Below are 12,488 nucleotides of genomic sequence, written 5' to 3'. Positions count from 1 at the left end.
ACAACCGTGCGCAAGCCCCCGCGTGTGCCTGGCAGCTTTTTATGGCAAGCCGTAGAAAGACCCGCAAATGCGGGCGGCATTCTAGCACGGTGGTTTTATGGCGCCAGCGCTTGCGCCGGTCCATGGGCGTTGAGCAGTTATTCCTGTGGAGCCCCCTGTGGGAGCGAGCTTGCTCGCGAAAGCGGTGTGCCATTCGAAGCATATTTGACTGAAATTCCGCTTTCGCGAGCAAGCTCGCTCCCACAGTGGTTGAGTGCACAGTTGTCTGTGGTTATTAGACGATTGTCGACAATGCCTATTTATCCTTTGACTGATGCGGCCTTATTGGCTAGTTTTTGCCGCATTGGATTTCAAGGTGTCGACAATCATGCTGGATCAACTCGATCCCCCGGTCATCAATGGCGACGATTCCGAGACGCTGTCGGAAAACGTCTTCCGACGCATTCAGGCCGCCATCGTAAAGGGCGAGATCGCCCCGGGCAGCAAGATCTCCGAGCCGGAGCTGGCGCGCACCTATGGCATCAGCCGGGGGCCGTTGCGTGAGGCGATCCATCGTCTGGAAGGGCAGCGCCTGCTGGTGCGCGTGCCGCACGTCGGTGCGCGGGTGGTCTCGCTCAGCCATGCCGAATTGATCGAACTCTATGAAATCCGTGAATCCCTCGAAGGCATGGCCTGCCGCCTCGCCGCCGAGCGCATGAGCGTCGAGGAAATCGACGAGTTGCGCCGGGTGCTGGAAACCCACGAGCGCGATGCGGCGTTTCAGGCGGGCGTCGGTTATTACCAGCAGGAAGGCGATTTCGACTTTCATTACCGGATCATCCAGGGTAGCGGCAATCGCACGCTGACGCAGATGCTCTGCGGCGAGCTGTATCAACTGGTGCGCATGTACCGCATCCAGTTTTCCACCACGCCGAACCGCCCGCATCAGGCTTTCGCCGAACACCACCGCATTCTCGATGCCATCGCCGACCGTGACGGCGAGCTCGCGGAATTGTTGATGCGCCGCCACATCGGTGCCTCGAAACGCAACATCGCCCGTCACTACGAGGACGGCGCCCACAACCAGACAGCCACTGAACGAGGTGATGCATGACTTCCAACCTGAACACGCCGGGCCAGCGCTTCCGCGATGCGGTCGCCAGCGAGCATCCTTTGCAAGTGGTCGGCGCGATCAATGCCAACCACGCGCTGCTTGCCAAACGCGCCGGTTTCAAGGCGATCTACCTCTCCGGTGGCGGTGTGGCCGCGGGATCTCTTGGCGTGCCGGACCTGGGCATTACCGGGCTGGATGATGTGCTGACCGACGTGCGCCGCATCACCGATGTCTGCGACCTGCCGCTGCTGGTAGACGTGGATACCGGTTTCGGTTCGTCGGCGTTCAACGTCGCGCGCACGGTCAAGTCAATGATCAAGTTCGGCGCGGCGGCGATTCACATTGAGGATCAGGTCGGCGCCAAGCGCTGCGGCCATCGCCCTAATAAAGAAATCGTCAGCCAGCAGGAGATGGTCGATCGCATCAAAGCCGCCGTCGATGCCCGTACCGATGACAGCTTCGTGATCATGGCGCGTACCGACGCACTGGCGGTGGAAGGTCTGGAATCGGCACTTGATCGCGCGGCAGCGTGCATCGAGGCGGGCGCCGACATGATCTTCCCGGAAGCGATTACCGAACTGGACATGTACAAGCTGTTCGCCAATCGTGTGAAAGCACCGATCCTTGCCAACATCACCGAGTTCGGTGCGACCCCGCTGTACACCACCGAACAACTGGCCGGCGCTGACGTCTCGCTGGTGCTTTACCCGCTGTCGGCGTTCCGCGCGATGAACAAGGCCGCGGAAAACGTCTACACGGCGATCCGCCGCGACGGCACGCAACAGAATGTCATCGACACCATGCAGACTCGCATGGAGCTCTACGATCGTATCGATTACCACACGTTCGAGCAGAAGCTCGATGCATTGTTTGCCGCGAAAAAATGATTGAAAGATCAAAAGATCGCAGCCTCGTTTCACTCGACAGCTCCTACAGGAACGCGGTCGATGTAGGAGCTGCCGAAGGCTGCGATCTTTTGCGAACAACACCGTAATTGCAGATTCCCTAACAAATTCAAAAATTGGAGATAGCAATGGCCGAAGCAAAAGTACTCAGTGGCGCCGGACTCCGGGGTCAGGTAGCCGGGCAGACCGCACTGTCCACCGTGGGCCAGGCCGGTGCCGGGCTGACCTATCGCGGCTACGACGTGCGTGAACTGGCCGCCGACGCGCAATTTGAAGAAGTCGCCTACCTGCTGCTGTACGGCGAACTGCCGACCAAAGCGCAACTGGCGGACTATCAAAGCAAACTGAGCAAGCTGCGCGATCTGCCGCAAGCGCTGAAAGAAGTGCTCGAACGCATTCCAGCCGACGCGCATCCGATGGACGTCATGCGCACTGGTTGCTCGTTCCTCGGCAACATCGAGCCGGAGAAAGACTTCGCCGAACAGCGCGACAAGACCGATCGCTTGCTCGCGGCGTTCCCGGCGATCATGTGCTACTGGTATCGCTTCAGCCACGACGGCAAACGCATCGATTGCGTCAGCGATGAGCCGTCCATCGGCGGCCACTTCCTTCATTTGCTGCACGGCAAGAAACCGAGCGAACTGCACGTCAAAGTCATGAACGTGTCGCTGATCCTCTACGCCGAGCACGAATTCAACGCCTCAACCTTCACCGCGCGTGTTTGCGCTTCGACGCTGTCGGATTTGTTTTCGTGCGTGACGGCGGCCATCGGTTCGCTGCGTGGGCCGTTGCACGGCGGCGCCAACGAAGCGGCGATGGAAATGATCGAGCGCTTCTCGTCGCCAGAAGAGGCGATCAAAGGCACCCTCGGCATGCTCGAGCGCAAGGACAAGATCATGGGCTTCGGCCACGCGATCTATAAGGACAGCGACCCGCGCAACGAGGTGATCAAGGGCTGGGCGAAAAAACTCGCTGACGAGGTCGGCGACAAGGTGTTGTTCCCGGTATCGGAAGCCATCGACAAGACCATGTGGGAGCAGAAGAAACTGTTCCCGAATGCCGACTTCTACCATGCCTCGGCGTACCACTTCATGGGCATCCCGACCAAGCTGTTCACGCCGATTTTCGTCTGCTCGCGCCTGACCGGCTGGGCCGCGCACGTGTTCGAACAACGCGCCAACAACCGCATCATCCGTCCGAGCGCCGAGTATGTCGGCGTCGATCAGCGCAAGTTCGTGCCAATCGAACGTCGCTGAATGGTGAGCTGACCCGAGTACACCGCAGACCCCCTGTAGGAGCTGCCGAAGGCTGCGATCTTTTGACTTTGATTTTCCAGAAGCAAGATCAAAAGATCGCAGCCTTCGGCAGCTCCTACACGGGGCGGTGTGACCCTTGAGGTCGGTGTAACGCCCATCACTTGAAATCACCGTGAGCCGAGTCCTGACCCGATGAACACAGAATTCCGCAAGAACCTGCCTGGCACGCCGCTGGATTACTTCGACACCCGCGCGGCGGTCGAGGCGATTGCGCCTGGCAGCTACGACACCCTGCCGTACACCTCCCGCGTGCTCGCGGAAAACCTTGTGCGGCGCTGCGACCCGAGCACGCTGACCGCTTCGCTCAAGCAACTGATCGAGCGCAAACGCGATCTCGATTTCCCGTGGTTCCCGGCGCGGGTGGTCTGCCATGACATCCTCGGTCAGACCGCGCTGGTCGACCTTGCTGGCCTGCGCGATGCGATCGCCTTGCAGGGCGGTGACCCGGCGCAGGTCAACCCGGTGGTGCCGACGCAATTGATCGTCGACCATTCGCTGGCCGTCGAGGCCGGTGGGTTCGACGCCCAGGCATTCGAGAAAAACCGCGCCATTGAAGATCGCCGCAACGAAGACCGTTTCCACTTCATCAACTGGACCAAAAAGGCCTTCAAGAACGTCGACGTGATCCCGCCGGGCAACGGCATCATGCACCAGATCAACCTGGAGAAAATGTCGCCGGTGATCCAGGTGCGCGAAGGCGTCGCGTTTCCCGACACTTGCGTCGGCACCGACAGCCATACCCCTCACGTCGACGCGCTGGGTGTGATCGCCATCGGCGTCGGCGGCCTCGAAGCCGAGAGTGTGATGCTCGGCCGCGCGTCGTGGATGCGCCTGCCGGAAAGCGTCGGCGTCGAACTGACAGGCAAGCTGCAACCGGGCATCACCGCCACCGACATGGTCCTGGCCCTGACCGAATACCTGCGCAAACAGAAAGTCGTCGGCGCCTGGCTGGAGTTCTTCGGCGAAGGTGCAGCGGCGCTGACCCTCGGCGATCGCGCGACCATCTCCAATATGGCCCCGGAGTACGGCGCCACGGCGGCGATGTTCTATATCGATCAGCAAACCATCGATTACCTGAAACTGACTGGTCGTGAAGACCAGCAAGTGCAGTTGGTCGAGCAATACGCCAAGCTCACCGGTCTGTGGGCCGACAGTCTGAAAGGCGCGCAATACGAGCGTGGCCTGACCTTCGACCTGTCTTCGGTGGTGCGCAACATGGCTGGCCCGAGCAACCCGCACGCTCGCGTCGCGGTATCGGATCTGGCGGCGAAAGGCATCTCCGGCCAGTGGGATGACGTGCCGGGGCAAATGCCCGACGGCGCGGTGATCATCGCCGCCATCACCAGTTGCACCAACACCAGCAACCCGCGCAACGTCATCGCCGCTGGCCTCTTGGCGCGCAACGCCAACAAGCTCGGCCTGACCCGCAAGCCGTGGGTGAAATCCTCGCTGGCGCCGGGTTCGAAAACCGTCGCGCTGTACCTCGACGAAGCGGGGCTGACCACTGAGCTGGAACAGCTCGGTTTCGGCGTCGTCGCGTTTGCCTGCACCACCTGCAATGGCATGTCCGGCGCCCTCGATCCGCTGATCCAGCAAGAGATCATCGACCGCGATCTGTATGCGACCGCGGTGCTTTCCGGCAACCGCAACTTCGACGGCCGCATTCACCCGTATGCCAAGCAGGCGTTTCTCGCCTCGCCGCCGCTGGTAGTCGCTTATGCGATCGCCGGGACCATCCGTTTCGATATCGAAAAGGATGTGCTGGGCGTGGTGGATGGTCGGGAAATCCGCCTGAAAGACATCTGGCCGAGCGACGAAGAAATCGATGCGGTGGTGAAGTCATCGGTCAAGCCCGAGCAGTTCCGTCAGGTCTACATTCCGATGTTCGCCGTGCATGAAGACACCGGGCCGAAAGTCGCGCCGCTGTACGACTGGCGCGAGATGAGCACCTACATCCGCCGTCCGCCGTATTGGGAAGGTGCACTGGCCGGCGCGCGTCCGTTGAAGGGCATGCGCCCGCTGGCGGTGCTGCCGGACAACATCACCACCGATCACCTGTCGCCGTCCAACGCGATCATGCTCGACAGCGCCGCCGGCGAATACCTGGCGAAAATGGGCTTGCCGGAGGAGGACTTCAACTCCTACGCCACCCACCGTGGCGACCACCTGACCGCCCAGCGCGCGACGTTCGCCAACCCGAAACTGTTCAACGAAATGGTCGTGGAAAACGGCAAGGTCAAACAGGGTTCGCTGGCCCGCGTCGAGCCGGAAGGCCAGGTCATGCGCATGTGGGAAGCCATCGAAACCTACATGCAGCGCAAGCAGCCGCTGATCATCATTGCCGGTGCCGACTACGGTCAGGGTTCGTCCCGTGATTGGGCGGCCAAAGGCGTGCGCCTTGCCGGTGTCGAGGCGATTGCCGCTGAAGGGTTCGAGCGCATTCACCGCACCAACCTGGTGGGCATGGGCGTGTTGCCGCTGGAATTCAAACCCGGCACCAATCGTCACACGCTCGGCATTGATGGCAGCGAAACCTATGACGTGATCGGCGAGCGCAAACCGCGCGCGGATCTGACGCTGGTGATTCATCGCAAGAATGGCGAGCGTGTCGAAGTGCTGGTGACCTGCCGTCTCGATACCGCTGAAGAAGTGTCGATCTACGAGGCGGGCGGCGTGTTGCAGCGCTTCGCTCAGGACTTCCTCGAAGGGGCGGCGGTAACCGTTTAAACAGGTTCAGCGGCCAATGGGTGATCAGTCCCTTGGCCGCTTCAAAGGAGCAATCATGGCTCACGCACCACAGATCAAAATCCCAGCCACCTACATGCGCGGCGGCACCAGCAAAGGCGTGTTCTTCAGCCTGACCGATCTGCCCGAAGCCGCGCAGGTTCCTGGCCCGGCACGTGATGCGCTGCTGCTGCGGGTGATCGGCAGTCCCGACCCGTACGACAAGCAAATCGACGGCATGGGCGGCGCAACGTCGAGCACCAGCAAAACAGTGATCCTGTCGAAAAGCACCCGCGCCGATCACGACGTCGATTACCTGTTCGGCCAAGTGTCGATCGACAAGCCGTTCGTCGACTGGAGCGGCAACTGCGGCAACCTCTCGGCGGCGGTCGGTTCGTTCGCCATCAGCAACGGTCTGGTTGACGCCAGCCGCATTCCGCACAACGGCGTGGCGGTGGTGCGCGTGTGGCAGGCCAACATCGGCAAGACCATCATCGCCCACGTGCCGATCACCAACGGCGAAGTGCAGGAAACCGGTGATTTCGAACTCGACGGCGTGACCTTTCCGGCGGCCGAAGTGCAGGTTGAATTCATGGATCCGGCGGCGGAAGAAGAGGGTGGCGGCGGCTCGATGTTCCCCACCGGTAATCTGGTCGATGAGCTGGAGGTGCCGGGTGTCGGCACGTTCAAGGCGACCATGATCAATGCCGGGATCCCGACGATATTCGTCAACGCCGAAGACATCGGCTACACCGGCACCGAACTGCAAGGCGCGATCAATGGCGATCCGAAAGCGTTGCTGATGTTCGAGACCATTCGCGCCTACGGTGCGTTGCGCATGGGCCTGATCTCCAATCTGGAAGAAGCGGCCAAGCGCCAGCACACGCCGAAAGTCGCGTTTGTGGCCAAGCCTGCGGATTACGTCGCGTCGAGCGGTAAAGCGATTGCCGCGGGTGATGTCGATCTGCTGGTGCGCGCGTTGTCGATGGGCAAACTGCATCACGCGATGATGGGCACGGCGGCGGTGGCGATCGGCACGGCGGCGGCGATTTCCGGGACGTTGGTGAATCTTGCTGCGGGTGGGGTTGAACGCAACGCCGTGCGTTTCGGCCATCCGTCGGGAACGTTGCGCGTGGGTGCTGAGGCGACGCTGGAAAACGGCGAGTGGGTGGTGAAGAAAGCCATCATGAGCCGCAGCGCGCGCGTTCTCATGGAAGGCCACGTCCGCGTGCCTGGAGATTCTTTCTGACTTAACACAAAACCAGGTAGGAGCTGCCGAAGGCTGCGATCTTTTGATCTTGATCGCGAAAAACAAAATCAAAAGATCGCAGCCTTCGGCAGCTCCTACAGGAGTGAATCGAACATGAGCGCCAACGTCGACCTGAACAACCGTCCCGACTACGACCGTGTCCTGCAGGACATCGCCGATTACGTCCTCACCTTCAAGCCTGACTCCGCTGAAGCCCTGAACACCGCGCGCAATTGCCTGATCGACACCCTCGGCTGCGGTCTGCTGGCCCTGCGTTTCCCTGAATGCACGAAACACCTCGGCCCGATAGTCGAGGGCACGATTGTGCCGTTCGGTGCGCGAGTGCCCGGCACCAGTTACCGGCTCGATCCGGTCAAAGCCGCCTGGGACATCGGCTGCATCGTCCGTTGGCTCGACTACAACGACACCTGGCTCGCCGCCGAATGGGGCCATCCATCGGATAACCTCGGTGCCATCCTCGCCGTGGCCGATCACCTGTCGCAAAAACGCATCGCCAACGGTGAAGCACCGCTGACCCTGCGCGATGTGCTGGAAGCGATGATCATGGCCCACGAGATTCAAGGTGTGATCGCGCTGGAGAACTCCTTCAACCGCGTAGGACTCGATCACGTCATTCTGGTGAAAGTCGCCTCGACTGCGGTCAGCGCCAGACTGATGGGTGCCAACCGTGAGCAGATGCTATCGGCGCTGTCCCATGCCTTCGCCGACGGTCAGGCGCTGCGTACTTATCGCCACGCACCGAACGCCGGCTCGCGAAAATCCTGGGCGGCGGGGGATGCGGCGAGTCGCGGGGTGCGTCTGGCCGACATCGCCATGCGCGGCGAGATGGGCATTCCCGGTGTATTGAGCGCGAAGCAATGGGGCTTCTATGACGTGTCGTTCAGCCACACCAACAATGATCTGGCGCTCAAGCCCGAGGACAAACGCGCTTTCAGCGTTTCCCGCCCGTTCGGCAGTTACGTGATGGAAAACGTGCTGTTCAAGATCAGTTTCCCCGCCGAATTCCACGCGCAAACCGCGTGCGAAGCGGCGGTGACCTTGCATCCGCAGGTGCGCAATCGCCTGCATGAGATCGACCGCATCGTCATTACCACCCACGAATCGGCGATCCGCATCATTTCCAAGGTCGGCCCGCTGGCCAACGCTGCCGACCGCGATCATTGTCTGCAATACATGACTGCCGTGCCGCTGGCATTTGGCAATCTGGTGGCCGAGCACTACGAAGACGACTTCCACAAGGCGCACCCGATCATTGATGTGTTGCGCGAGAAAATGGTCATCGTCGAAGCACCGCGCTTCACCCGCGAATACCTCGAAGCCGACAAGCGTTCGATTGCCAATGCCGTGCAGGTGTTTTTCAAGGATGGCAGCAGCACCGAGAACGTCTTGGTGGAGTACCCGATCGGCCATCGCCGCCGCCGCGCCGAAGGCATTCCGTTGCTGGAAGACAAGTTCAAGGCCAACCTCGCCACGCGTTTCGCTGGCCAGCGTTGCGCTGAGATTTTTGCGCTGTGCGAGGATCAGGCGCGACTGGAGGCTACGCCGGTGAATCGATTCATCGACCTGTTTGTGCTCTGAGCGAGCAGGCGCCGAAGATCAACTGTAGGAGTGAGCCTGCTCGCGATAGCAGTGTGTCAGACAAAATCAATGCTGAATGTGCTGCCGCTTTCGCGAGCAAGCTCGCTCCCACAGTCGTTACGATGCAGATCCACTGTGGGAGCGAGCCTGCTCGCGAAGGCGTCAGGTCAGGCACCGCATAACTACTTGAACCGCCGCTCAACCCCTTTCTCCACGAGAATCTTCGCCGAAATCTCTTCCACGGAAAAATGCGTGGAATTGATGTGCGGAATGTTCTCGCGGCGGAACAGATTCTCCACCTCACGCACTTCGAATTCGCACTGGGCGTAGCTCGAATAGCGGCTATTGGGCTTGCGCTCGTTGCGGATCGCGGTGAGGCGATCAGGATCGATGGTCAGGCCGAACAGCTTGTGCTGGTGGGCGCGCAGGGCGGTCGGCAGGGTCAGGCGCTCCATGTCGTCTTCGGTCAGCGGATAGTTGGCCGCGCGGATGCCGAACTGCATGGCCATGTACAGACACGTCGGCGTTTTGCCGCATCGCGACACGCCCACTAGTATCAGATCGGCTTTGTCGTAATAGTGGGTGCGCGCGCCGTCATCGTTGTCGAGGGCGAAGTTCACCGCCTCGATGCGCTCCATGTAATTGGAGTTATGCCCGATCGAATGGGATTTGCCGACGGTGTAGGAAGAGTGCTCGGTGAGCTCCTGTTCGAGCGGCGCGAGGAAGGTCGAGAAAATGTCGATCATGAAACCATTCGACGTTGCGAGAATCTCACGGATGTCCTGATTGACGATGGTGTCGAAGATGATCGGCCGGAAGCCGTCGGTTTCAGCGGCTTTGTTGATTTGTTGTACCATGGCCCGCGCTTTTTCCACGCTGTCGATGTAGGGCCGCGTGAATTTGCTGAAGGTAATGTTTTCGAACTGCGCCAGCAGGCTTTGACCCAGGGTTTCGGCGGTAATGCCGGTGCCATCGGAGATGAAGAAAGCAGATCGTTTCATTTGCACCTTGGGCCTTAGACTAATGAACATTCTTGGATATGATAGGCGCGATTTGCCGGCCGCCGTTGGCCCGCATTCTCACTTATTTTCCAGGTCCAGGCCATACAACCGGCCGAGGCTCCCCCGGGCCGCCGGTTTCTGAGCTTTTCCAACACAGTTAGTGGAGAGATCACCTTGGTAGAGTACGTAGTTTCCCTCGATAAGCTCGGCAAACACGATGTTGAGCATGTGGGGGGCAAGAACGCATCCCTGGGCGAGATGATCAGTAACCTGGCAGGCGCCGGTGTTTCGGTCCCCGGCGGCTTCGCCACGACGGCTCAGGCCTATCGTGACTTCCTCGAACTGAGCGGCCTGAACGATCAGATCCACAAGGCCCTCGACGCGCTCGACGTCGACGACGTCAATGCCCTGGCCAAGACCGGCGCGCAGATCCGCCAATGGATCATGGACGCCGAATTCCCTGAAAAGCTCAACACCGAGATCCGCACCGCGTTCGCCGCGCTGTCGGCCGGCAACCCTGACGTGGCCGTGGCCGTGCGTTCCTCCGCCACCGCCGAAGACCTGCCGGACGCTTCCTTCGCCGGTCAGCAGGAAACCTTCCTGAACATCCGTGGTGTGGAAAACGTAATCCGCGCCGCCAAAGAGGTATTCGCCTCGTTGTTCAACGACCGGGCGATTTCCTACCGCGTGCACCAAGGCTTCGATCACAAACTGGTCGCCCTGTCGGCTGGCGTGCAGCGCATGGTGCGTTCGGAAACCGGCACTGCCGGCGTGATGTTCACCCTCGATACCGAATCGGGTTTCCGTGACGTGGTGTTCATCACCGGCGCTTACGGCCTGGGCGAAACCGTCGTACAAGGCGCGGTCAACCCGGATGAGTTCTACGTACACAAAGGCACGCTGGAGGCTGGTCGTCCGGCGATCCTGCGGCGCAACCTGGGCAGCAAAGCGATCAAGATGATCTACGGCGACGAGGCCAAGGCCGGTCGTTCGGTCAAGACTGTCGATGTCGACAAGGCCGAGCGCGCGCGTTTCTGCCTGACCGACGCTGAAGTCAGCGAGCTGGCCAAGCAGGCGATGATCATCGAGAAACACTACGGCTGCCCGATGGACATCGAGTGGGCCAAGGACGGTGATGACGGCAAGCTGTACATCGTCCAGGCGCGTCCGGAAACCGTGAAAAGCCGCACCCAGGCCAACGTCATGGAACGTTACCTGCTGAAAGAAACCGGCACTGTGCTGGTGGAAGGTCGCGCGATCGGTCAGCGCATCGGCGCCGGCAAAGTGCGGATCATCAAAGACGTTTCCGAGATGGACAAAGTCCAGCCGGGCGACGTGCTGGTCTCCGACATGACCGACCCGGACTGGGAACCGGTGATGAAGCGCGCCAGCGCCATCGTCACCAACCGTGGCGGGCGTACCTGCCACGCGGCGATCATCGCCCGTGAGCTGGGCATTCCGGCCGTGGTCGGTTGCGGCAACGCCACCCAGTTGCTGAAGGATGGCCAGGGCGTGACCGTGTCCTGCGCCGAAGGCGATACCGGTTACATCTTCGAAGGCGAACTCGGTTTCGACATCAAGAAGAACTCCGTCGACGCCATGCCGGAGCTGCCGTTCAAGATCATGATGAACGTCGGCAACCCGGATCGCGCCTTCGACTTCGCCCAATTGCCGAACGCCGGCGTTGGTCTGGCACGTCTGGAATTCATCATCAACCGCATGATCGGCGTGCACCCGAAAGCGCTGTTGAACTACGACGGTCTGCCGCAGGACATCAAGGACAGCGTCGACAAGCGTATTGCCGGTTACAGCGACCCCGTCGACTTCTACGTCGACAAACTGGTGGAAGGCATCAGCACCCTGGCTGCAGCGTTCACGCCGAAAAAAGTCATCGTGCGTCTGTCGGACTTCAAGTCCAACGAATACGCCAACCTGATCGGCGGCAAGCTCTACGAGCCGGAAGAAGAAAACCCGATGCTCGGCTTCCGTGGCGCTTCGCGTTACATCAGCGAATCGTTCCGCGACTGCTTCGAACTCGAATGCCGCGCGCTGAAGCGTGTGCGCAACGAGATGGGCCTGACCAATGTGGAAATCATGGTGCCGTTCGTCCGGACTCTCGGCGAAGCCAGCCAGGTGGTCGATCTGCTCGCCGAAAACGGCTTGAAGCGCGGCGAAAACGGTCTGCGCGTGATCATGATGTGCGAACTGCCATCCAACGCGATTCTGGCCGAGGAATTCCTCGAATTCTTCGACGGTTTCTCGATCGGCTCCAACGACCTGACGCAGCTCACTTTGGGTCTGGATCGCGACTCGGGGATCATCGCCCACTTGTTCGACGAGCGTAATCCGGCGGTCAAGAAGCTGTTGGCCAACGCCATTCAGGCGTGCAACAAGGCCGGCAAGTACATCGGCATCTGCGGTCAGGGCCCATCGGACCACCCGGATCTGGCCAAGTGGCTGATGGAGCAAGGCATCGAAAGCGTGTCGCTGAACCCGGACACCGTGCTGGAAACCTGGTTCTTCCTCGCCGAAGGTCAGGCTTAAGCAGTATGTAATCGGCCCGCGCCCCCTGTGGGAGCGAGCTTGCTCGCGAAGACGGAG

General features: G+C 60.7%; 8 protein-coding genes. 7 read left to right on the top strand and 1 reads right to left on the bottom strand.

Annotated features, from left to right (window positions below):
• Window positions 1-370: 370 nt before the first annotated feature.
• From AC0Z4S_RS25990 to prpD, 6 genes are all read left to right on the top strand, one after another.
• Complete coding sequence (locus AC0Z4S_RS25990) at window positions 371-1,093, top strand: GntR family transcriptional regulator (protein ID WP_200890496.1); 723 nt, start codon at window positions 371-373, stop codon at window positions 1,091-1,093.
• The gene (prpB, locus tag AC0Z4S_RS25985; RefSeq protein WP_041479146.1) at window positions 1,090-1,980 is read left to right on the top strand and encodes a methylisocitrate lyase; all 891 of its coding nucleotides are present in this window, start codon (window positions 1,090-1,092) and stop codon (window positions 1,978-1,980) included. Before AC0Z4S_RS25990 ends, prpB begins: the two co-directional genes overlap by 4 nt.
• A gap of 146 nt (window positions 1,981-2,126) precedes the next feature.
• Window positions 2,127-3,254 carry a bifunctional 2-methylcitrate synthase/citrate synthase gene (gene prpC, locus AC0Z4S_RS25980; RefSeq protein ID WP_485625058.1) on the top strand — a complete coding sequence of 376 codons (1,128 nt, stop codon included), beginning with the start codon at window positions 2,127-2,129 and terminating at the stop codon, window positions 3,252-3,254.
• A gap of 192 nt (window positions 3,255-3,446) precedes the next feature.
• Window positions 3,447-6,041: a Fe/S-dependent 2-methylisocitrate dehydratase AcnD gene (acnD, locus tag AC0Z4S_RS25975; protein ID WP_485625057.1), complete on the top strand. Its 2,595-nt coding sequence runs from the start codon at window positions 3,447-3,449 to the stop codon at window positions 6,039-6,041.
• 55 nt (window positions 6,042-6,096) lie between these two features.
• Window positions 6,097-7,287, top strand: coding sequence for a 2-methylaconitate cis-trans isomerase PrpF (prpF, locus tag AC0Z4S_RS25970; protein ID WP_485625056.1), 1,191 nt, complete (start codon window positions 6,097-6,099; stop codon window positions 7,285-7,287).
• A 114-nt stretch (window positions 7,288-7,401) separates the two neighbouring features.
• Window positions 7,402-8,886 (top strand): 2-methylcitrate dehydratase, encoded by a 1,485-nt coding sequence (gene prpD / locus AC0Z4S_RS25965; RefSeq protein WP_485625055.1) that lies wholly within the window; start codon window positions 7,402-7,404, stop codon window positions 8,884-8,886.
• 182 nt (window positions 8,887-9,068) lie between these two features.
• Here the strand turns inward: prpD and ppsR are convergent, their stop codons facing one another.
• Window positions 9,069-9,887 carry a posphoenolpyruvate synthetase regulatory kinase/phosphorylase PpsR gene (gene ppsR, locus AC0Z4S_RS25960; protein ID WP_016773826.1) on the bottom strand — a complete coding sequence of 273 codons (819 nt, stop codon included), beginning with the start codon at window positions 9,885-9,887 and terminating at the stop codon, window positions 9,069-9,071.
• 174 nt (window positions 9,888-10,061) lie between these two features.
• Between ppsR and ppsA the strand changes: the two genes are divergently transcribed.
• Window positions 10,062-12,431, top strand: coding sequence for a phosphoenolpyruvate synthase (ppsA, locus tag AC0Z4S_RS25955; RefSeq protein WP_253500620.1), 2,370 nt, complete (start codon window positions 10,062-10,064; stop codon window positions 12,429-12,431).
• Window positions 12,432-12,488: the final 57 nt, after the last annotated feature.

Source organism: Pseudomonas sp. 1L-B-1-E-C1, assembly GCF_057291835.1.
This window is presented reverse-complemented; position numbering and strand designations above follow the sequence as displayed.